Raw genomic sequence first — 21,073 nt, 5'->3', positions numbered from 1 at the left:
GAGGAGTTTCCATGCTCGATTCCACCCAATTCCCGATCGTCAAACGCTGGCCGGCTCAGCATCCGGAACGGCTGCAGCTCTACTCTCTGCCGACGCCGAACGGCGTCAAAGTCTCCATCATGCTGGAGGAGATCGGCCTGCCTTATGAAGCGCACCTGATCGACATCGGCAACAACGAAACCTGGACGCCGGAATTCCTGGCGCTGAACCCGAACGGCAAGATCCCGGCGATCATCGATCCCGATGGCCCCGGCGGCCGGCCGCTGCCGCTGTTCGAATCCGGCGCCATTCTGCTCTACCTGGCGGAAAAGAGCGGCCGTTTCCTGCCGCAGGACCCGGCGCAGCGTTACGAAACCATTCAATGGGTGTTCTTCCAGATGGCCGCCGTCGGCCCGATGTTCGGCCAGCTCGGTTTCTTCCATAAATTCGCCGGGCGCGAATATGAAGACAAGCGGCCGCTGGAGCGCTACAAAAACGAATCGAAACGCCTGCTCGGCGTGCTGGAAAAGCGACTTGAAGGCCGCGACTGGATCATGGGCGCGGAGTACACCATCGCCGATATCTCGCTGCTGGGTTGGGTGCGCAACCTGATCGGCTTCTATGAGGCGCGCGAACTGGTGGAGTTCGACAGTTTCCCTCGCGTCGCGCAGTGGCTGGAGCGCGGTCTGGCGCGCCCGGCGGTGCAGCGTGGGCTGGCTATCCCGGCGCGCGCGGCCTGATCGTCAAATGGGATGGCCGCCGGGCCGTCCCGCCTTCCGCTGTCATAAAATTGTCATCCCTCTGCTCTACTCTCCTTTCGTAACAATTTGATGTTATTTACATTGTTGTATTACGACAAGGAGCTTACCCCATGCAACCTGCTGTATCCCTGATCGCCGGCGCCGTGCTGTCCGCCCTGCTCTGTTCCTCCGCCATTGCGGCGGAAAACTCGGCCAATGCCGATGGCCTGACCGATCGTGCCGCGCGCGGCAACCTCGTCGAACCGGGCGGCGCCCGCCGTCTGGCCGGCGATCAGACCGCCGAGCTGAAGGCGTCGCTGTCGGACAAAACGGCGAAAAACGTGATCCTGCTGATCGGCGACGGCATGGGGGATTCCGAGATCACCGCCGCGCGCAACTACGCCGAAGGCGCAGGCGGTTACTTCAAGGGCATCGACGCCCTGCCGCTGACCGGACAATACACCCATTACTCGCTGGACAGGAAAACCCACAAGCCGGACTACGTGACCGACTCCGCCGCCTCCGCCACCGCCTGGGCCACCGGGGTGAAAACCTATAACGGCGCGCTCGGCGTGGACGTGAACGGCAAGGATCAACCGACGCTGCTGGAGATCGCCAAGGCGGCCGGCAAGGCCACCGGCAACGTCTCCACCGCCGAGTTGCAAGACGCCACGCCGGCGGCGCTGGTCTCGCACGTCATCTCACGCAAGTGCTATGGCCCGGAGGAAACCAGCGAGAAATGCGCCGCTAACGCGCTGGAAAACGGCGGCCGCGGCTCCATCACCGAACAACTGCTGAAAACCCGCGCCGACGTCACGCTGGGCGGCGGCGCGAAATCGTTCAACCAGCTGGCAAAAAGCGGCGAATGGCAAGGAAAATCGCTGAAGGACCAGGCGGCGGCGCAGGGTTATCAGTGGGTGAGCAACGCCGACGAACTGCAGGCCGTTACCCTCGCCAACCAGCAAAAACCGCTGCTGGGGCTGTTCGCCGACGGCAATATGCCGGTGCGTTGGCTGGGGCCGAAAGCCAGCTACCACGGCAACCTCGACAAACCGGCGGTGACCTGCGAAAACAACCCGGCGCGCACCGCCGCCACGCCAACGCTGGCGGCGATGACCGAAAAAGCGATCGCGCTTTTGAAAGACAACCCGAACGGCTTCTTCCTGCAGGTAGAGGGCGCGTCGATCGATAAGCAGGATCACGCCGCCAACCCGTGCGGGCAGATTGGCGAAACCGTCGATCTGGACGAAGCGGTACAAAAAGCGCTGGCCTTCGCCCGCGCCGACGGCAACACGCTGGTGATCGTCACTGCCGACCACGCGCACGCCAGCCAGATCGTCGCCGCCGACGCCAAAGCACCGGGCCTGACCCAAAAGCTGACCACCAAGGACGGCGCGCCGATGACCCTCAGCTACGGCAACTCGGAAGAGGAATCTCAGGGACACACCGGCACCCAGCTGCGCGTCGCGGCCTACGGCCCGCACGCCGCCAACGTAGTGGGCCTGACCGATCAGACCGATCTGTTCTTCACCATGCGCGATGCGATGGGTATCAAGTGACCGCCCCCTGAACGATGGCCGCCCGCAACGGCGGCCATTTATTATTGGTTACCGCTAGGTATTTGCAATTTAACCGCAATTATTGTGTGATAACGAAATAACGTCTAATTACGCGACAATTAGCCCCTGAAAATAACGCGGTTATAAGGCCTTTCTTCCCTCTCTGTTTATTCCTGCGACAGCAACCGGCCGTTTTTTGCTTATATTCATTTTTTTTAGTTACAAAAGTAGTTTTTAACATTCTCGCAAACAATAATACCCCGCCAGTAACGTGAACCGATCAATTTGCATCCGGACGGCCTGCAATAGTTCACTTTTCGTTAAAAACCCTATTAACAAAAAGGCATTATTGCTGCCTATCGGCTTTCGCCGGGCGGTCGGCTTCATTATTTCCAGGGTAACTCCCGCTAAATTCTTTCACCTGCAATGAGTAGAATTTACACACAAGAGATTTAATTCAATGAGAAAATTACTCGTCCTGATTTTCAGTCTCAGCCTGTTTGGCGTTACGCAACAGGCGGCGGCTGAAGAGAAGAATAAAACCGTCGACGTGGTTCTGATCGGCGGCGGCATCATGAGCGCCACCTTGGGTACCTATCTGCATGAGCTGGAGCCGACCTGGACCATCGACATGTACGAGCGCATGAACGGCGTAGCGGAAGAGAGTTCCAACGGCTGGAACAACGCCGGTACCGGGCACTCCGCCTTCAGCGAAATGAACTACACGCCGGAAAAAGCCGATGGCACCATCGACATCAGCAAGGCGGTGAAGGTCAACGAGTCTTTCGAAATCTCTCGCCAGTTCTGGTCTTATCAGGTGAAAAACAATGTCCTGAAAGATCCGAAATCTTTCATTAACAGCGTGCCGCACATGAGCTTCGTATGGGGCGACGACAACGTCAACTTCCTGCGTAAACGCTATGCAGCGCTGCAGCACAGCACCCTGTTCCGCGGCATGGAATACTCCGAAGATCCTGCGCAGATCAAGCAGTGGGCGCCACTGGTGATGAACGGCCGCGATCCGGCGCAGAAAATCGCCGCGACCCGCATGCCGCTGGGTACCGACGTCAACTTCGGCGTGATCACCCACCAGCTGGTTGACGCGCTGAGCGCCAGCGACAAGTTCAAGCTGAACCTGAGCCACGAAGTGCGCGACATCAAGCGCAACGCCGACCAGACCTGGAGCGTGACCGTTGCCGATCTGAACCGCGACGGCAAAGAAACCACCGTTAACGCCAAGTTCGTGTTCATCGGCGCAGGCGGCGCGTCCCTGACCCTGCTGCAGAAATCCGGCATCCCTGAAGCCGACGGCTACGGCGGCTTCCCGGTCGGCGGCCAGTTCCTGGTCACCACCAACCCGGAGATCGCCAACCAGCACCTGGCCAAAGTGTATGGCCTGGCCAGCGTAGGTTCACCGCCGATGTCCGTGCCGCACCTGGATACCCGCATGCTGGACGGCAAGCGCGTGCTGCTGTTCGGGCCGTTCGCCACCTTCTCCAGCAAGTTCCTGAAGAACGGTTCGCTGTTCGATCTGATGCACTCGCTGAGCACCTCGAACCTGATGCCGATGACCCACGTCGGTCTGGATAACTTCGATCTGGTGAAATACCTGGTCGGCCAGCTGATGATGAACGACGACGATCGCTTCGCCGCGCTGAAAGAGTACTTCCCGGACGCCAAGCAGGAAGACTGGAAGCTGTGGACCGCAGGCCAACGCGTGCAGATCATCAAGAAAGACGCGGATAAAGGCGGCGTGCTGCAGTTCGGCACCGAAGTCGTCAGTTCTGAAGACGGCAGCATCGCCGCTCTGCTGGGTGCTTCGCCGGGCGCCTCTACCGCTGCGCCAATCATGCTGCATCTGATGGAAACCGTGTTCAAAGACAAAGTGGCGACGCCGGAATGGCAGAGCAAGCTGAAAGAGATCATCCCGTCTTACGGCCACAAGCTGAACGGCGATATCGAGATGACCAACAAGATCCGCGGTTACACCAGCAGCGTGTTGGGTCTGAACTACATTGAAGTGAAACCGGAAACTAACTGATTCCTGATTCCCCGTGGTTTCCTGCTGACAAGGCCGCTTTATGCGGCCTTTTTTCTATACCCCTGCCGCTCAAAGAGCATTTTTGGCCACCTATTTACCCCCGGTTTACCCTTGCGTAACGGCGTAGTCACGCCTATTATCAAAGCATATTCTTGGATAATTAAGCTAAGTCACTGTGACCTGAATGTCGTTTTTGCGGGAGAACTAAAACCATGGATCGCGTCAATATCATTCACGATTTACTAGACTGGATTGAAACTCATCTGGACCAACCGCTGCTGCTGGATAACGTTGCCGCCAAGTCAGGCTACTCCAAATGGCACCTGCAGCGCATGTTCCGCAGCACCACCGGCCACGCGCTCGGCAGCTATATCCGCGAGCGGCGCCTGTCGCAGGCGGCGCAGGCGCTGCGCTCCACCCCACGCCCGATCCTGGATATCGCCCTGCAATACCACTTCGATTCTCAGCCGTCGTTCTCGCGCGCCTTCAAGAAACAGTTCGGCAAGACCCCGGCGGTCTATCGCCGCACCACCCGCTGGGACGTCGCAGAGTGGCCGGCGCAGCCGGCGCAGACGCAGACTGAGCAACACCGCGACGCCCCCGCCTTACCGCACTGGTTTGCCGGCAAACTGCCGGAAGGCGTATGCACCAGCTGGATGGGGCTGCGTTAATCCTCATGGTAAAGGCACAAAAAAGGGTTCAGTTCGCGAGAACTGAACCCTTTCTTTATTATTGACGAGACACCGAATTATTTGAAGGTGACGTCGACGTTGGCAGTGGCGTTGAACACCCCGGTCTTCGGCGTATTGGTCAACCACTTCAGGTTCGCGATAAAGGTCTCTTTCACTTCGTTCTGCTTATCCTGCAGCACACCGCCGAAATCCACGTTGGTTTGCAGTGGGATCGGTTTTTTACTGGTGTCGCGCTGCTGCGTCAGGAAGATCGCCACGCCCGGTTGGGTGGTTGGCAGGATCTGCGTATTATCATTCGGATCCGCGTTGGTACTGCTGAAACTGGCCTGCAGAGATTGACCGGCACATTCGCCGCCGCTCAAGGTAGCCTTGATATCGAACGGCACCTGCTTGGCGATGGTGCCGGTTTTGGCGCTGGAGCTGGTTAGCACGCCGAAATCGACGCTGGCGCCGTTGTTGGCCAATACGGTGATCTGCGGGTTGCACTGGATCACGCGGATCTTGTCCAGCCCCTTGATGTAGGCGTTAAAGTTACTGTCTTTGGTGGCGTTCAGCCCCAACTCACCATCGATCTGGAATAGCGAAGCACGCGCCAGCGGCGGGAAGTTACCCGCAGGCGGTTTTACCCCGGTGGCTTTGATATACACCGAATAGGTGGCAGTCACCGCCTGAGGATCGGCTTTTCTTCTGTTACTACCCGGTTTGGTACCCGGCCCCAAATCAGGGCCCGTCGGCCGGTTGGAACTTTGCTTCAGGTTGATCGCATCATAATCACGCCCGTTGATCGAAACCCCGATTTCCAACGACTTATCCAGGGCGCCAAAGGAGTTCTGCGGGTTCCAATAGATATAAGCGTTCTCACCGCGCGGGTAGTTATCGGTATCCCAACAGGTAAAGGTCGAGGTAAAGTTCTGCGAACGCCAAATCAGGTTGCCTTTGACGAAGTCGCTGGCGGCAAGCACGATCGGGCGGCCGACGTCAATATCCTGCGTCACGCTGCCGGTTGGTCTGCTACTGCCGGTCGAGTTGCCGAAGCGGCATTGCATCGCCGCCGCCTGTTGCGCCATCGCCAACCCCGCCAGCCCCACCACCGACAGAAGTGTATTACGTGCTAATTTGCTCAAGTTCATGGTGTACCTTACAGTTTTTGGCATTGCAGGGTCAGTTCCTGATATCCCATGGCCGCTTGTTTGTCGCCCACGTCCGCCGGAATCGGCAGCACGCATTGCTGATCGGCTTTCGGGCCCCATTTGATCGTCAGTTTCTCACCCGCTTTCACGCCGGAAACATAGGTTGCGCCTTCCAGGCCCACGGTGCCGCTGTTGCGGCCGGACTCGTTGAACACGCCGGCGCCGATGGCCGGATAACCGTTGTCACCCAGACGAGCGTGAATCAGCAGGCTGACGCCCTTGAAGGTATCGAAGCTCACCTTCACCACCGATTTCTCGGTCGGCACCACTTGCTTACTGGCCACCGGCACATCCAGCCCCGGGCCGAAATCTTCGGTGCGCAGCGCCACATAGTTGTAGCGGTACGGGTTGGCCGACGGCACCACCGCGTAACCGAAGCGGTCGATGGTCACGCCCGGCTGGTTTTCCAGACGCACGCCTTTGGCGTCTTTCGCCTCCACCAGCAAAATAGTGTTCTGCAACGGCTGAGTCAGAGTCGCGCCTCCGGAGTGCACCAGCAGACCACCGGAGAGGCCCAGCCCTTCCTGGCGGTATTTCGAACTGTAGGCATAGCTACCGTCGATGTTACCGATGCTGCTGCTGTAGCCCAGGTTCAGGTTGCTGCTCTGACCGGAGGACTGCGTATGTCCGGTGGAAACCGAGTAGTTCATGCGACGGTCATCCAGCATGGTGCCGCTGATGCCGGTCGAGTAGCTGTCGCCGCTCTGTTTGCTGTGCGCCGCGCTGAAGTTGGCGGTGGTCGAGTTGTTGCTCTGGCCCCAATCCAACGGGATCGACATCGTGAAGTTCACGCTGCGATCGGAATAACCGTACTGGCCGCGCGTATCCTGCAGATACACGCCGTAGGAAATACGTTTGAAGCCGTCGTTGTAACCCAGTTGAATCGTGCGATCGTTACCGGACACGCCCCAGTAGTTCTGGTGGCTGACGTTGGCGTACAGGCTGGCCCCCGCCCACAGCTGCTGGCTGAGCGACAGCTCGACGCGTTCGCGCTTGTTGCCGTAGCGCGCGGTGTATCGGGTGCGTTTCTGGTTGTTGCTCCAGGAAGGCTGGCCCGGCTGCAGATCGTTTGGATCCCAGTAATCATTGGCATAAATGCCGTTGCGCCAGCTGTTGCGTTCCTGGACCGCATCGCTGAGATCATAGTAACCGGACGTCGCATAGCGATAGCCCGCCAACTGGAAGTTGGTGCCCATCTGGTTGAGCGACTTGGAGTACAGGAAACGGAAGCTCTGGCCCTGTTTGCGATCGCCGTTCGCCAGCTCGGTATCGGAGATCGAACCGTCTACGGAGATGGCGCCCCATGAGCCCAGACTCTTACCGATACCCACGGCAGCGGAACGGTAGTGCTCGGCGATGATGGCGCCACCGAACGGCGTCAGGCCATAGTTCATGCCGTATGCCGCCGTGCCCTGAATCAGCTTCGGCTGATAGCCGCCGTTACCGTTGTGGTATTTACCGGCGGTCAGCTGGAAGTTCCAAATACCTTCGCGCAGCATGTTGGCCACGGAGGAGTAGGCGACGCTGAACGTTTTATGCGAACCGTCGGCCTCGTTCACGGTCACCTGCAGGTCACCGTTATTGGTATGCGGGTAGACGTCGTGGATCTCGAACGGACCCGGCGCGACGTTGGTGCTATAGATGACGTAACCGTTCTGGCGGATCTCGACGCGGGCGTTGGTCGCCGCCACGCCGCGCACTACCGGCGCATAACCGCGCAGGCTGTCCGGCAGCATGTCGTCAACGCTAGAGAGTTGTACCCCGCGGAACTGGAAGCTGTTGAACACGCTGTTGTTGGTGCTCGCCTGCCCCATCACCAAACGGCTGCGCCATGGCACGATGTCGGTCTCGGCCCAGGAAGAGACGTTGGTCCAGTTGCTGCTGCTGCCACTCTGTTTGTCCCAGGTGGAGTTGTTGCGCAGGCGCCATCTGCCCAGGTTGAGGCCACTGTTCAACGCGAGGAACATGTACTCGCTGTCGTCGGCGTCATCTTTGCGATAGCTGTTCTTGTTGTAGTTGAAGTTATAGTTGGCGAACAGCGCGTTGATGCCTTCATCGTACATGCTTGGCGGGATCGCGCCAATGGCGCTCAGATCCATCATGGTCTGCGGTACGGAGATGTTGATCTGCTGCACCGCCGCGTCATAGCTGACGGTGGCGTCTTTAACCAACGCAGGCAGATCAACGCAGCTGCCGGCCTGCAGCGTTTCCGGCAGTTTGATGCCGTAGTTGCGCAGGTCTTCAACTTTCAGGCAAGGTTGAGACGCGGTCTGGCCTTTAACCTGACGAAAAGTAACATCTTTGTGATCGACCTGAGTCAGGTTGACGTAGATGTCGAATGGGTAAACGCCCGGTTGCAAAGCATCGCCCTGAGCGACCGCTTCCGCGTTACTCAGGTTTTCATCGCCGTGAATAAACGACATGTTAAACTCTGCCAGCGCCGTTTCACTCCATAACATCGGCGCGCTGGCGGCAATGATTGCAATACGGATCAGCTGCGTCAGCCGCGTCGTTCCGCCTGCTACTTTTCGTTGATTTGCCATTCCCTGTCTCTCTTATTGTACTGGAACGTCCTTGACTTCCGTTCTACCGCCAAAATCGTTGATATAACTGAAAGCAATCTTGTTGCCGACGCTGACGCCCGCCGGGATGTTGATCGATAAGCGATCTTTCGGGCTCACCATGTTGGCGTCCACATCCACGGTCTTGCCTGCGCTGTTTTTCAAATGCAGCGCCCCAAAGGTAATATGCAGCGGGCCATCGTTAATCACTTGCAGGCGTGAACCTTCACGCTGCCAACGCAAGTTTTGTACTTGCTCGTCCAGCGTCGTTTTCAACGCCACCGGCCGGTAAAAAAGTTTGATTCGGGTACGCACCGCAACCTGCAGCACGTTTTCTTGCTTCGGCGCCGGTGGAATTTCCTGCACGTTAATCCACAGCAGGCTTTCTTTATCCTGAGGTAAGCCATTACCGGAATAGATAAAGCGCAAAACCGCGGTTTTGGCAGCGTCCAATTTCAGAATCGGTGGAACGACAACGACAGGCAGATTTTTCGGCACTTGGTTTCTATCGCCGGTGTCCAGCCAGGTCTGCACCATATAAGCTTCTGAAGCATCGTTATGAATGGGCAGAGAGGCGGATTTGTCATCGCCTTTATAGATCACGCGAGTGGCATCTACCTGGATACCGGCGTAGCTGTTAAAGGTGCCCAGCATCAGCAGAGCAGCAAAGAACTTTTTCATCGGTTTCCTCTATGGGCCATCCTTGGCCGTATGTGTCCTGAAAGACGATTATTTGTATTCGATAGTGAACGGGCTGGTGGCGTTAGCCAGACCTGCAGTTACGTTGCTATCGAATGAACGGTAACGAGCCTGCAGGTTGAAGGTCGCTTTACCGTCAGCAGCGATGGTGACTTTCGCTACGTCGTCGTTGATGTTGGAACCGTCGCCGATAGCGAATGGCTTGCCGTTGTTATCGGTGATTTCGATACCCACGCCGGTAGCTGCAGCGCCGGTGCCGCCAACGTTGCTTACGGACAGCAGGTCTGGGTTGCCGGCAACGGTGTTACCGTCGAAGCGCAGGCTATAATCGCCGGCATCACATTTTTCCAGAGAGATCTGGAAAGCTTTAGAAGCGGATTTAGAACCCACAGTTGGGAAAGCAGAAGTTGGGTAAGTACCCAGGTAAACTTCTTTATTTTGAGTATCGCTAGTTACCTGGCAGGTAGACTGTTTGATTTCACCGGTGAATTTAACAGTGCCGTTTGCTGCCATTGCGTTGGAAGCAGTTGCAGACAATACCAGGGCAGCCAAAGGCAATAATACTTTTTTCATTTCCAGCTCCATAGAACAATAAAATAATCGATTCAGTGGCGGGCTTATATATATATTGCCGCCACTGAGCATACACTCAGCGATAGCACTCCCTTGCTGAAAAGGAGCGTTGCCTCGATGAACTCATTGCCGGACGAAATATAGACTAAGCATATTCTTAATGTTAAATCGTTTAAAACATTCATAAGCCCCCTCTTGATAGGAATAAACTATCGGCGAATACCTATCGATCGATGTTGACGATTCATATGAATAGGAATAATCTGTGTTTGGGAAAGCTGCAGAGTTCAACATTTTGCGTTAAGCCCTGAAAATCAGAATTTTATCCCGAACATTTACATTTAGTAACAGATTGCGACGTTTGGACTTTGGCACAAATTCCGCGTTAAATGGTCTGTCGACACGTTTCGGCCATCCTGACGCTTTAAATAAGAAATTTACCAAAAAACACGGAGTAACTTTCTTTTTAATCATTTAAAATCAACAAGTTAAATATCAATCCAAGGATTGGGAAATGAGCGGTTCTTTCAGAGAGAAAAATAACGGCATTAATTATGTTTTCCAGCCAATGTTCGCGAAATCGGGACAATTGCTGGCCGTTGAATGCCTGTCTCGCTTTACGTTTAATAGCGAATATGCCCATTTTTCTCCTGAACAGTTCTTTCGCCATGCCGACAGCGCTACCCGGATTGAGATTTTGATGGATCAGATCAATCTGATCGATAAATACAAACACTGGTTTCATGAAAACCAAGTGATAGCCACTTTGAATGTTGACGATTATTCCTTGCAATCGCTGGCGAATACTCACTTTGCCGAAAGAATTAATGCCCTGCGCTGTATTCATTTTGAGATCAGCGAGAATTCAACCCGGCTGGTGAAAGATCGCGTGCACGGCGATCCGTCATTGAATAGTTATTCATTTTGGCTCGATGATTTTGGTTCTGGCTATGCGGGTTTTTCCGCGTTGTACAACAGCCAGTTCCGCTTCGTTAAGCTCGATCGTTTTCTGCTTTGGGACTTTATGAAAAAGTCCGGCGGCGAGGGCTTGATGCGCGCGTTACTGCGCTTCTTTTACCTTAATCATTACAAGGTAATTATCGAAGGAGTTGAAACTCCCGAACACAAGAAATGGCTGGATGAAATGCCATATTACGCACTGCAGGGAAAGCTGTGGAAGGAATCCAGCATCAAGGATTTGAACTCGCTTCTTACAGCTGAATACTTTTAACTCGGTATTGGTGTTTGCCCTATGTCTAAAAACAACGTTCTTGTGATTAGTGAGTGTAAGTACAGCTATGTTGGCCTGTCGGTGCTGCTGAAGAAACACTACGGCGCGTACGATATCCGCCTGTTTTCCGATTTCATGCACGGCGGCGCCAAAGCGGAAAAGATCACCAAGCACGATATCGCGCTGATTTTCACCTCGCAAAACCTGGAGCAGAGCGTCAACGTGATCGAAAGCCTGGTGTCCCTGCACCAGCAGTACAACAGCAAAACGCGCCTGTTGGTGTTCTATGACGACGAGCGCGTGGTGAAACTGCTGTCGATCCTGGGGATTTCCGTCGAGTTGGTCTCCACCCGCATTCCGCTTTATTCGCTGCAGGAAAAAATCCAGCGGCTGCTGGAAAGCAAAGAGCCGGGCGGTATCCGGGTGCAGAAAACCCGCGAGCTCAGCCCGGCGGAAAGCGACGTGATCTTCAATCTGCTGCGCGGCGACAGCCTGCTGCATATCGCGGAAAAACGCGGCACGCACCCGAAAACCATCTTCTCGCAGAAATACAGCGCGATGAAAAAGCTGCGGCTGCGTAGCATGAGCACCATCTTCGTCGCCGGCAAATAACACGCCCTGGTTTGTTGCGCGGTACGCCGCGCGGCAACCCGCCCCCTCGCCGAGTTAAATTAATGTAACAACCGGCGACAAAGCAGCAACAGACACACAACATCCTCTCCTGTTGGCTACGATTTGCACACGGATTATCCGTGAGTCATGTCGTGTGGATTAAAAATAAACATCAGGAGATGTTATGAAGTCGTCCTTATTCAGCCGCTATACCTGCTTTGTGCTGAGCATCTTGCTCACCCTGGTTTTCTTGATCATGATGCACAACCATCCGTGGTTCTGGCTGCCGGCCCTGGCCTGCGGTTGCCTGATGGTGCTGGGGATCTACGATCTCACTCAGCAGCGCCACGCCATTTGCCGCAACTACCCGATCATCGGCCGCCTGCGCTTCTTCTTCGAGTTCATCCGCCCGGAACTGCGCCAGTATTTCCTCGAGCAGGATAATGAAGAGATCCCGTTCTCCCGCACCCAGCGCACGCTGGTGTATCGCCGGGCGAAAAACGAGATGGGCGACAAGCCGTTCGGCACCCTGCTGGACGTGTACCAAACCGGTTATGAATGCATCGGCCACTCGATGCGGCCGGTGGAAGCCGCCGATCCCACCAGTTTTCGCATCACCATCGGCGGCGCCGACTGCCGCCAGCCCTACTCCGCGTCAATCTTCAACATTTCGGCGATGAGCTTCGGCGCGCTCTCCGCCAACGCCATCCGCGCGCTCAACCTCGGCGCGGCCAAAGGCAATTTCTACCACGACACCGGTGAGGGCAGCATCAGCCGCTATCACCGCGAAAACAACGGCGATCTGGTGTGGGAGCTGGGCAGCGGCTATTTCGGCTGCCGTACCGCCGACGGCCATTTCGATCCGCGCCGCTTTGCCGAACAGGCGCAAAGCCCGCAGGTGAAAATGATTGAAATCAAGCTCAGCCAGGGCGCCAAACCGGGCCACGGCGGCATTCTGCCGGCGAAGAAGGTGGATGCGGAAATCGCCGCCACCCGCGGCGTGCCGGAAGGCGTGGATTGCATCTCGCCGGCCTCGCACAGCGCCTTTACCACCCCGCTGGAAATGATGCAGTTCATTCAGCAGCTGCGCGAGCTGTCAGGCGGCAAACCGGTCGGTTTCAAGCTGTGCATCGGCCACCCGTGGGAGTTCGTCGCCATCGTCAAGGCAATGCTGCACACCCGCATTCTGCCGGACTTCATCGTGGTGGACGGCAAGGAAGGCGGCACCGGCGCCGCCCCGCTCGAACTCTCCAACTATATGGGCATGCCGCTGCGCGAAGGGCTGCTGTTCGTGCATAACACGCTGGTGGGCTGCGGCCTGCGCGACCAAATCAAGATTGGCGCCAGCGGCAAGATCATCAGCGCCTTTGACATCGCCAGCGTGCTGGTGCTCGGCGCCGACTGGGTGAATTCGGCGCGCGGCTTTATGTTCGCCGTCGGCTGCATCCAGTCACAAAGCTGCCACACCAACCACTGCCCGACCGGCGTCGCGACGCAAGATCCGCTGCGTCAGAAGGCGTTGGTGGTGCCGAACAAGGCGGAGCGCGTCTATCACTTCCATCAAAATACGGTGAAAGCGCTGGCGGACATGCTGGCGGCGGCCGGCGTCAGCCGCCCGGAGCAGTTGACCTCGCACCATATGTTGCGCCGCATCACGCCGACCGAGATCAAGGTGTACGCCGATATCTATTACTACCTGGAGCCGGGCGCGCTGCTGCAGCCGGAGATCAAAAGCGAGTTCTACGCCCGCATGTGGCGCATGGCGACGCCCAACAGTTTCGATCAGGCAATCTCGCTGCCGGCGGCATGATGGGATAAGGAATAAAAGAGAGTTGCCCCCTCGCCTTGGGGAAGAGCATATGGAGAGGGGTTGCTTGCTACAGCGGCCCTCCCCCTCAACGGCGAGAGGGCGTGTCGGTTACTGCTTGCGCACCGGCGCATCGCCGGCGACGTAGTAGTCGGCGGTGCTGCGCGGCAACGGCGCGCGCTGGCGAATGCGGTCGGCGATCTTTTCGGCGATCATGATGGTGGTGGCGTTCAGGTTGCCGGTAATGATCAGCGGCATAATCGACGCATCCACCACCCGCAATCCTTCCATGCCGTGCACCCGGCCCTGGCCGTCGACCACCGCCATCTCGTCTTCGCCCATCTTGCACGAGCAGGACGGGTGGAAGGCGGTTTCGGCGTGCTCGCGCACGAAGGCGTCCAGCTGCTCGTCGGTCTGCACCTCCGGCCCTGGGCTGATCTCGCGACCGCGGTATTCGTCCAGAGCAGGCTGCGCCATGATTTCGCGCGTGATGCGGATAGCGTCGCGGAACTCCTGCCAATCCTGTTCGGTCGACATGTAGTTGAACAGAATGCTCGGGTGCTGGCGCGGATCCTTCGACTTCACCTGCACCCGGCCGCGGCTCGGCGAACGCATCGAACCGACGTGGGCCTGGAAGCCATGCTCTTTCACCGCGTTGCTGCCGTTATAGTTAATCGCCACCGGCAGGAAGTGATACTGGATGTTCGGCCAGGCAAACTCTGCGCGGCTGCGGATGAAACCGCCGGCCTCGAACTGGTTGCTGGCGCCGACGCCGGTGCCGTTGAACAGCCATTCCGCGCCGATTTTCGGCTGATTGAACCATTGCAACGCCGGGTACAGCGACACCGGTTTCTTACAGGCGTACTGCAGATACATCTCCAGGTGGTCCTGCAGGTTCTCTCCGACGCCCGGCAGATCGTGCACCACGTTGATGTCCAGACTTTTCAGCAGCGCCGCCGGGCCGACGCCCGAACGCTGCAGAATTTGCGGCGAGGCGATGGCGCCGGCGCACAGCAGCACTTCGCGGCGCGCTTTGGCATGGGTCAGCTGATTGCTGTCGCCCTGCAGATAGTTAACGCCCACTGCGCGCTTGCCGTCGAACACGATGTGGTCGGTCAGCGCATGGGTGACGATCTTCAGGTTTGGCCGCGAACGCGCCTGATCCAGATAACCACGGGCGGTGCTGGCGCGGCGCCCTTTCGGCGTCACGGTGCGGTCCATCGGGCCGAACCCTTCCTGCTGATAGCCGTTCAGATCGTCGGTGCGCGGATAGCCCGCCTGCACGCCGGCTTCCACCATGGCGTGGAACAGTTCGTTGTTACCGGCCTTCGGCGTGGTGACGCTCACCGGGCCATCGCCGCCGTGGTAATCGTTCGGGCCGATATCGCGCGTTTCCGCCTTGCGGAAATACGGCAGGCAGTCCAGATACGTCCAGTCTTCCAGACCCGGCGCCTTGGCCCAGTTGTCGAAGTCCATCGCGTTGCCGCGAATGTAACACATGCCGTTGATCAGGGATGAACCGCCCAGCCCTTTGCCGCGGCCGCATTCCATCCGGCGGTTGTTCATGTGCGGCTCAGGATCGGTTTCATACGCCCAGTTATAGCGGCGGCCCTGCAGCGGAAACGCCAGCGCGGCCGGCATCTGGGTACGGAAATCCATCCGGTAATCCGGGCCGCCGGCTTCCAGCAGCAGGACGCTGACGTCGGCGTCTTCGGTCAATCGGGTGGCTAACACGTTGCCGGCGGAACCGGCACCGATAATGATGTAGTCAAATTCCATTCATTATCTCCTTACTTTATAAAGGCCTGGTCAGGCAAAGACGCGAAGCGCGGCTCGGCAACAGGCTGTGTATTTGGGCGCTCTAGAGATTGTCGGCCGCAGCCAACGCGGCTGCGGCTCGAAAGACGACGGGAAGATCAGAATACCGAGGCGTATTCGCCCAGCTCGACCTGCACCGATTTGATCTGGGTGTAGTGCTCCAGCGTGGTCAGGCCGTTTTCACGGCCGACGCCGGACTGCTTGTAGCCGCCGACCGGCATTTCCGCCGCCGACTCGCCCCAGGTGTTGATCCAGCAAATGCCGGCTTCCAGCTGGTGGATCACGCGGTGCGCGCGGGCCAGATCGTGGGTCACCACGCCCGCGGCCAGGCCGAAGGTGGTGTCGTTGGCGCGGCGCACCACTTCCTCTTCGTTCTGGTAGCTGAGGATGCTCATCACCGGCCCGAAGATCTCCTCGCGCACGATTTCCATATCGTCGCGGCAGTCGCTGAACACCGTCGGCGCCACATAAGCGCCCTTGCCGAATTCGCCATGGGTGACGCGTTCGCCGCCGCACAGCAGGCGCGCGCCGCTGTTCTTGCCGCTTTCGATAAAGCGCAGCACCGACTCCATGTGCGCAAAGCTGACCAGCGGCCCGAAGTTGGTTTGCGGATCGGTCGGGTCACCGAGGCGAATGCGCTTCACGCGCTCGAGGATTTTCGCCTCAAACTGCGCCTGCAGCGCCGCCGGCACGAAGACGCGGGTGCCGTTGGTGCACACCTGGCCGGAACTGTAGAAGTTGGCCATCATGGCGATATCAGCGGCGCGATCCAGATCGGCGTCGTCGAAGATAATCAGCGGCGATTTGCCGCCCAACTCCATGGTGACTTCCTTCAGCGTCGAACCCGACGCGTTGGCCATCACCTTCTTGCCGGTTTTCACCCCGCCGGTGAAAGAGACTTTGGCGATGCCCGGATGGTCGGTCAGGTACTGCCCCACCTCCGCGCCGCTGCCGGTCACCACGTTGAACACGCCGTCCGGCAGGCCGGCTTCGGTGTAGATTTCCGCCAGCTTCAGCGCCGTCAATGACGTGACTTCGCTTGGCTTGAAGATCATCGCATTGCCCGCCGCCAGCGCCGGTGCGGACTTCCACAGCGCGATTTGAATCGGGTAGTTCCAGGCGCCGATGCCGGCCACCACGCCCAGCGGCTCGCGGCGAGTGTAGACGAACGAGGTATCGCGCAGCGGGATCTGCTCGCCTTCAATGGCCGGGATCAGGCCGGCGTAGTACTCCAGCACGTCAGCGCCGGTGACGATATCCACCGCGGTGGTTTCCGACATCGCTTTGCCGGTATCCAGCGTTTCCAGCGCCGCCAGTTCATCGTTGCGCTCGCGCAGAATATCCACCGCGCGACGCAGGATGCGCGAACGCGCCATCGCCGTCATCGCCGCCCACACCTTCTGCCCGCTGGCCGCGCTGGCCACCGCACGATCGACGTCTTCAGCGCCGGCGGACTGGACTTCAGCCAGAACTTCGCCGTTCGCCGGGTTAATGGCGTTGAAGGTTTTTCCAGCGGTGCTGTCTACATAGGCGCCATGAATATAGAGCTTCTGCAAGCCAAAACGGGACATAGGATCTCCTTGAGTTATCCTCCGGGCGGCGTTTGCCCCCGGAGTTGGAACGTGATGTATTCGGTCGTGAGCGCCAGCGCCTGCGCCTGATTGAACGCGGAGCCGCGCAGCGCGCTGCGCAGCCACAGCCCATCGATCAGCGCCGCCAGCCCCTTGGCCGCCAACCGCGCCTGCGGCTGCGGCATAACGCGGCGAAACTCGGCGCACAGGTTGGAATAGAGCCGACGGCCGTTCACCTGTTGCAAGCGGTTGAGCTGCGGCTGGTACAGACTGCTGGCCCAAAAGGCCAGCCAGGTCTTCATCGCCGCGCTGTTGATCTGGCTGTCGTCGAAGTTGCCGGCGACGATCGCCTGCAGCCGCGCCGCCGGGCTGTTGTCGGTCAGCGCCTGCAGCCGCAGCTTCACCGCCTCGCCCAGATGGCTGATCAGATAGCGCATCGTGGCTTCCAGCAGGCCGTTCTTATCCTTGAAATAATGGCTGATGATGCCGTTGGAAACGCCGGCCCGCCGCGCGATCTGCGCGATGGTGGCGTCATGCATTCCCACTTCGTTTACCGCGGCGAGCGTGGCATCAATCAACTGCTGCCTTCTGATTGGCTGCATTCCTACCTTTGGCATATTTCGACTCTCACAAAACCGACTTCGGCCTTATCTCAGCGGGCAAATTTCACTGCCGTTTCGCCCGTGATTCAGGTCATCATGAGGACTATTAAACTTTTTTTTGATTGAACGTTCAATAAAAATTGCATATATTTTATTGCCGCCTGGTTAAAAAAATGTATTTTCTGGTTGTGGAACTGGCTGATTTTTGTGAGGTAATTAACGAATCTGACCAAAATCAGTGGCTGTAAGCGGTTCCCACCGCGAAGCGCTCCGGTGCTTCATAAGCAGGCGAAAGCGGCATCGTTCAGGCCATTCCCGTGGGGATGGCCGCCGCCTTCATTCGCCCGTTTTCCGGATGCGCCAACGCGCCCCAGAATGCGGAGCGGCACGATTTTACTCAGTTCAGAGGATGACGATGACAACACGCGAAACCTCCTCCAAACCGCAGCAGGACCGCCTCAACCCTGTGGTTTTCTTCACCTCGGCGGGGCTGATCCTGGCCTTCTCGCTGATGACCATCTTTTTCACCGACTTCTCCGGGCAGTGGATCACCCGCACGCTGAATTGGGTGTCGACCACCTTCGGTTGGTACTACCTGCTGGCGGCGACGCTGTACATCGTGTTCGTGGTGTTTATCGCCGCCTCGCGCTTCGGTTCCATCAAGCTCGGGCCGGAACAGTCCAAACCGGAGTTCAGCCTGATGAGTTGGGCGGCGATGCTGTTCGCCGCCGGCATCGGCATCGATTTGATGTTCTTCTCGGTCGCCGAGCCGGTGACCCAGTACATGATGCCGCCGGAAGGCGACGCGCAAACGCTGGAGGCCGCCCGCCAGGCGATGGTCTGGACGCTGTTCCACTACGGCCTGACCGGCTGGTCGATGTATGCGCTGATGGGCATCGCCCTCGGCTACTTCAGCTATCGCTACAATCTGCCGCTGACCATTCGCTCGGCGCTGTACCCGATCTTTGGTAAACGCATCAACGGCCCGATCGGCCATAGCGTGGACATCGCCGCGGTGCTCGGCACCATCTTCGGCATCGCCACCACGCTGGGCATTGGCGTGGTGCAGCTCAACTACGGCCTCAAGGTGCTGTTCGAGATCCCGGAAAACCTGACGGTGCAGGGCTCGCTGATCCTGCTGTCGGTGATCATGGCCACCATCTCGGTCACCTCGGGGGTCAACAAGGGCATCCGCATCCTGTCCGAGCTGAACGTGCTGCTGGCGCTGGGCCTGATCCTGTTCGTTCTGTTCTTCGGCGACACCGAGTTCCTGCTCAACGCGCTGGTACTTAACGTCGGCGATTACGTCAACCGCTTTATGGGCATGACGCTCAACAGCTTCGCGTTCGATCGGCCGGTGGAGTGGATGAACAACTGGACGCTGTTCTTCTGGGCCTGGTGGGTGGCGTGGTCGCCGTTCGTCGGCCTGTTCCTGGCGCGCATCTCGCGCGGGCGCACCATTCGCCAGTTCGTGGTCGGCACGCTGATCATACCGTTCGTGTTCACCCTGCTGTGGCTGTCTATCTTCGGCAACAGCGCGCTGTATCAGATCATTCACGGCAACGCGGAATTCGCGCAGGAAGTGATGCAGTTCCCGGAGCGCGGCTTCTACAGCCTGCTGGCGCAATACCCCGGCTTCACCTTCAGCGCCTCGGTGGCCACCATCACCGGCTTGTTGTTCTACGTCACCTCGGCGGACTCCGGCTCGCTGGTGCTGGGTAACTTCACCTCGCGCCTGGCCGACATCAATAATGATGCGCCGAACTGGCTACGGATTTTCTGGTCGGTGGCCATCGGCCTGCTGACCATCGGCATGCTGATGACCGACGGCGTGCCGGCGCTGCAGAAAACCACGGTGATCATGGGCCTGCCGTTCAGCTTCGTGATCTTCTTCGTGATGGCCGGGCTGTACAAATCGCTGCGGGTGGAGGACTACCGCAAGGCCAGCGCGCTCAGCACCCTGGCGCCGGTGCCGGTCTCCAGCCACGACGTGCTCAACTGGAAACAGCGTCTGTCGCGGGTGATGAACTACCCGGGCACGCAGTACACGCAGAAAATGTTGGATAAGGTTTGCCGCCCGGCGATGCAGGACGTGGCGCGCGAGCTGGAGTTGCGCGGCGCGAAGGTGGAGTTCAGCGAAGTGCCGCCGACCGAAGACGAACGCCTGAACCACCTGGAGCTGCTGGTGCACCTGGGCGAGGAACAGAACTTTATCTATCAGATCTGGCCGATGCGCTACTCGGTGCCGGGCTTCACCTACCGCGCCCGCTCCGGCAAGTCGCACTACTACCGGCTGGAAACCTTCCTGATGGAAGGCACCCAGGGCAACGACCTGATGGACTACAGCAAGGAACAGGTGATTGGCGATATTCTCGACCAGTACGAGAAGCACCTGAACTTCCTGCACATTCATCGCGAAGCGCCGGGGGGCACCCTGACCTTCCCGGATATGTGACGGCCGAGAAATATCCAGAGGGCGTAGCCAGGCTACGCCCTTTTTTATGCCTGCTCGGCCGGCAAATCGGCCTTCAGCAGCACCAGGGAGCCGGCCAGCAACACCAGATCCTTGATTAAAAAGCTGGTGGCCCCGGCCATGGCGGGAAAACCGCCGGCGGAGGGCTCCCAGGCGCCCGGCGTGGAAAAGATCAGCGTCAGCGTGGTCAGGTAGGTCACCGTCGATCCGATTGCCCCCAGCAAACCCAGACGCCGCGACCAGAACCCCGCCAGCAGCAGCAAACCGAAGCTCCATTCAGCGACGCCCAATGCATAACTGGCGCCGCGAATGCCGAACGCCTGATGCATCCAGCTCAGCAGCGGGCTGTTGCCGATCAGCGGCACCAGCCCCTGCGCCTCGTAATCAAACCATTTGGCGTAACCGAAGGCGGCGAAGATCACCACCAGCGCCGCGCGCATAAAGATAACGTCCCCGTTCGAGCGCCGAAAGCGCCGCAGCCATGTCGCCAACATCATCCTCTCTCCTTATGTTGCCCGCAGCCGCCGCGGTTTGCCGCTTGCGGCCGCGGGGTGAGGCGGCTTAGTGCCCCATCGCATCCTTTTTCATCTCGTCTTTCTTCATGCCGTCTTTGGCCATACTGTCTTTCGCCATACTGTCTTTCGCCATGCCATCCTTTTTCATGGCGTCTTTGCCCATTTTGTCTTTCTTCATGCAGTCCTTGCCCATGCACTCTTTCTTCATCCCATCTTTCGCCATGCCGTCGTGCGACATCTGGCTCATGCCGTCCTTTTTCATCGCGTCTTTACTCATGCCGTCCGCGGCGTTGGCGCCGGCCACGCCCAGCATCAGCGCGCTGCACATCATCATTGCGAATAACTTTTTCATGGTATTTCCTTCCGTCATGTCAAAGGCACCGGAGTGCCGGAGAATGGCCGGCGGCCGC

17 protein-coding genes are annotated in these 21,073 nt (G+C 58.3%); 8 read left to right on the top strand and 9 right to left on the bottom strand.

Translation table 11 applies throughout. The annotated features are described in order from the left end of the window. The first annotated feature begins 11 nt into the window (after positions 1-11). The 4 genes from ACJ8IP_RS13040 (at position 12) to ACJ8IP_RS13025 (ending at position 4,990) form a co-directional block, all read left to right on the top strand. Positions 12-719 carry a glutathione S-transferase N-terminal domain-containing protein gene (locus ACJ8IP_RS13040; RefSeq protein ID WP_197666298.1) on the top strand — a complete coding sequence of 236 codons (708 nt, stop codon included), beginning with the start codon at positions 12-14 and terminating at the stop codon, positions 717-719. Positions 720-850: 131 nt separating this feature from the next. Beyond that, entirely contained in the window at positions 851-2,278 is a 1,428-nt protein-coding gene (gene phoA, locus ACJ8IP_RS13035; protein WP_108680356.1) for an alkaline phosphatase, read from the top strand. A gap of 460 nt (positions 2,279-2,738) precedes the next feature. Beyond that, on the top strand, positions 2,739-4,319 hold the full coding sequence (locus ACJ8IP_RS13030; RefSeq protein WP_033642414.1) for a malate:quinone oxidoreductase: 1,581 nt from the start codon (positions 2,739-2,741) through the stop codon (positions 4,317-4,319). Positions 4,320-4,531: 212 nt separating this feature from the next. Next, positions 4,532-4,990 (top strand): helix-turn-helix domain-containing protein, encoded by a 459-nt coding sequence (locus ACJ8IP_RS13025; protein WP_033642413.1) that lies wholly within the window; start codon positions 4,532-4,534, stop codon positions 4,988-4,990. Positions 4,991-5,067: 77 nt separating this feature from the next. Here ACJ8IP_RS13025 and ACJ8IP_RS13020 read toward each other — a convergent pair whose 3' ends face one another. Genes ACJ8IP_RS13020 through ACJ8IP_RS13005 form a run of 4 tightly spaced genes read right to left on the bottom strand, consistent with a single transcriptional unit; the run spans position 5,068 to position 10,034 of the window. Beyond that, positions 5,068-6,135 (bottom strand): fimbrial protein, encoded by a 1,068-nt coding sequence (locus ACJ8IP_RS13020; protein WP_042785668.1) that lies wholly within the window; start codon positions 6,133-6,135, stop codon positions 5,068-5,070. Positions 6,136-6,149: 14 nt separating this feature from the next. Further along, the gene (locus tag ACJ8IP_RS13015; protein ID WP_033650576.1) at positions 6,150-8,744 is read right to left on the bottom strand and encodes a fimbria/pilus outer membrane usher protein; all 2,595 of its coding nucleotides are present in this window, start codon (positions 8,742-8,744) and stop codon (positions 6,150-6,152) included. Positions 8,745-8,756: 12 nt separating this feature from the next. Then, on the bottom strand, positions 8,757-9,443 hold the full coding sequence (locus tag ACJ8IP_RS13010; RefSeq protein WP_049198962.1) for a fimbrial biogenesis chaperone: 687 nt from the start codon (positions 9,441-9,443) through the stop codon (positions 8,757-8,759). 48 nt (positions 9,444-9,491) lie between these two features. Continuing rightward, positions 9,492-10,034 carry a fimbrial protein gene (locus ACJ8IP_RS13005; protein WP_033647475.1) on the bottom strand — a complete coding sequence of 181 codons (543 nt, stop codon included), beginning with the start codon at positions 10,032-10,034 and terminating at the stop codon, positions 9,492-9,494. Positions 10,035-10,548: 514 nt separating this feature from the next. Here ACJ8IP_RS13005 and ACJ8IP_RS13000 point away from each other — a divergent pair. The 3 genes from ACJ8IP_RS13000 to ACJ8IP_RS12990 all read left to right on the top strand — a co-directional run bounded on the left by ACJ8IP_RS13000 (position 10,549) and on the right by ACJ8IP_RS12990 (position 13,687). Next, positions 10,549-11,265 carry an EAL domain-containing protein gene (locus ACJ8IP_RS13000; protein WP_016928483.1) on the top strand — a complete coding sequence of 239 codons (717 nt, stop codon included), beginning with the start codon at positions 10,549-10,551 and terminating at the stop codon, positions 11,263-11,265. A gap of 21 nt (positions 11,266-11,286) precedes the next feature. After that, complete coding sequence (locus ACJ8IP_RS12995; protein ID WP_004939094.1) at positions 11,287-11,877, top strand: LuxR family transcriptional regulator; 591 nt, start codon at positions 11,287-11,289, stop codon at positions 11,875-11,877. Between the two features lie 184 nt (positions 11,878-12,061). Continuing rightward, the gene (locus ACJ8IP_RS12990) at positions 12,062-13,687 is read left to right on the top strand and encodes an FMN-binding glutamate synthase family protein (RefSeq protein ID WP_004939096.1); all 1,626 of its coding nucleotides are present in this window, start codon (positions 12,062-12,064) and stop codon (positions 13,685-13,687) included. A gap of 108 nt (positions 13,688-13,795) precedes the next feature. Here the strand turns inward: ACJ8IP_RS12990 and betA are convergent, their stop codons facing one another. The 3 genes from betA to betI form a co-directional block, all read right to left on the bottom strand. Continuing rightward, positions 13,796-15,463: a choline dehydrogenase gene (betA, locus tag ACJ8IP_RS12985; RefSeq protein WP_004939099.1), complete on the bottom strand. Its 1,668-nt coding sequence runs from the start codon at positions 15,461-15,463 to the stop codon at positions 13,796-13,798. Positions 15,464-15,600: 137 nt separating this feature from the next. After that, a complete protein-coding gene (gene betB / locus ACJ8IP_RS12980; protein ID WP_047572157.1) occupies positions 15,601-17,073 on the bottom strand; it encodes a betaine-aldehyde dehydrogenase in 1,473 nt (490 codons plus the stop codon). Between the two features lie 14 nt (positions 17,074-17,087). Next, positions 17,088-17,690, bottom strand: coding sequence for a transcriptional regulator BetI (gene betI, locus ACJ8IP_RS12975; protein WP_033642409.1), 603 nt, complete (start codon positions 17,688-17,690; stop codon positions 17,088-17,090). 400 nt (positions 17,691-18,090) lie between these two features. On the opposite strand from betI, the gene ACJ8IP_RS12970 reads away from it, so the two are divergent. Next, on the top strand, positions 18,091-20,130 hold the full coding sequence (locus ACJ8IP_RS12970; protein WP_004939112.1) for a choline transporter: 2,040 nt from the start codon (positions 18,091-18,093) through the stop codon (positions 20,128-20,130). A 44-nt stretch (positions 20,131-20,174) separates the two neighbouring features. On the opposite strand, the gene ACJ8IP_RS12965 is transcribed toward ACJ8IP_RS12970, so the two are convergent. Both ACJ8IP_RS12965 and ACJ8IP_RS12960 read right to left on the bottom strand, forming a co-directional pair. Then, positions 20,175-20,645 (bottom strand): YkgB family protein, encoded by a 471-nt coding sequence (locus ACJ8IP_RS12965; RefSeq protein WP_004939115.1) that lies wholly within the window; start codon positions 20,643-20,645, stop codon positions 20,175-20,177. A gap of 64 nt (positions 20,646-20,709) precedes the next feature. Beyond that, complete coding sequence (locus tag ACJ8IP_RS12960) at positions 20,710-21,015, bottom strand: pentapeptide MXKDX repeat protein (RefSeq protein ID WP_108680354.1); 306 nt, start codon at positions 21,013-21,015, stop codon at positions 20,710-20,712. Between the last annotated feature and the right edge of the window lie 58 nt (positions 21,016-21,073).

It is taken from the genome of Serratia sp. CY52157, assembly GCF_052168495.1.
Classification (GTDB): Bacteria; Pseudomonadota; Gammaproteobacteria; order Enterobacterales; family Enterobacteriaceae; genus Serratia; species Serratia ureilytica.
This window is presented reverse-complemented; position numbering and strand designations above follow the sequence as displayed.

Coding starts and splice junctions, on each gene's coding strand:
- ACJ8IP_RS13040 (WP_197666298.1), top strand. CDS start 12: ATGCTCGATTCCACCCAATTCCCGATCGTCAAACGCTGGCCGGCTCAG.
- phoA (WP_108680356.1), top strand. CDS start 851: ATGCAACCTGCTGTATCCCTGATCGCCGGCGCCGTGCTGTCCGCCCTG.
- ACJ8IP_RS13030 (WP_033642414.1), top strand. CDS start 2,739: ATGAGAAAATTACTCGTCCTGATTTTCAGTCTCAGCCTGTTTGGCGTT.
- ACJ8IP_RS13025 (WP_033642413.1), top strand. CDS start 4,532: ATGGATCGCGTCAATATCATTCACGATTTACTAGACTGGATTGAAACT.
- ACJ8IP_RS13015 (WP_033650576.1), bottom strand. CDS start 8,744: ATGGCAAATCAACGAAAAGTAGCAGGCGGAACGACGCGGCTGACGCAG.
- ACJ8IP_RS13010 (WP_049198962.1), bottom strand. CDS start 9,443: ATGAAAAAGTTCTTTGCTGCTCTGCTGATGCTGGGCACCTTTAACAGC.
- ACJ8IP_RS13005 (WP_033647475.1), bottom strand. CDS start 10,034: ATGAAAAAAGTATTATTGCCTTTGGCTGCCCTGGTATTGTCTGCAACT.
- ACJ8IP_RS13000 (WP_016928483.1), top strand. CDS start 10,549: ATGAGCGGTTCTTTCAGAGAGAAAAATAACGGCATTAATTATGTTTTC.
- ACJ8IP_RS12995 (WP_004939094.1), top strand. CDS start 11,287: ATGTCTAAAAACAACGTTCTTGTGATTAGTGAGTGTAAGTACAGCTAT.
- ACJ8IP_RS12990 (WP_004939096.1), top strand. CDS start 12,062: ATGAAGTCGTCCTTATTCAGCCGCTATACCTGCTTTGTGCTGAGCATC.
- betA (WP_004939099.1), bottom strand. CDS start 15,463: ATGGAATTTGACTACATCATTATCGGTGCCGGTTCCGCCGGCAACGTG.
- betB (WP_047572157.1), bottom strand. CDS start 17,073: ATGTCCCGTTTTGGCTTGCAGAAGCTCTATATTCATGGCGCCTATGTA.
- betI (WP_033642409.1), bottom strand. CDS start 17,690: ATGCCAAAGGTAGGAATGCAGCCAATCAGAAGGCAGCAGTTGATTGAT.
- ACJ8IP_RS12970 (WP_004939112.1), top strand. CDS start 18,091: ATGACAACACGCGAAACCTCCTCCAAACCGCAGCAGGACCGCCTCAAC.
- ACJ8IP_RS12965 (WP_004939115.1), bottom strand. CDS start 20,645: ATGATGTTGGCGACATGGCTGCGGCGCTTTCGGCGCTCGAACGGGGAC.
- ACJ8IP_RS12960 (WP_108680354.1), bottom strand. CDS start 21,015: ATGAAAAAGTTATTCGCAATGATGATGTGCAGCGCGCTGATGCTGGGC.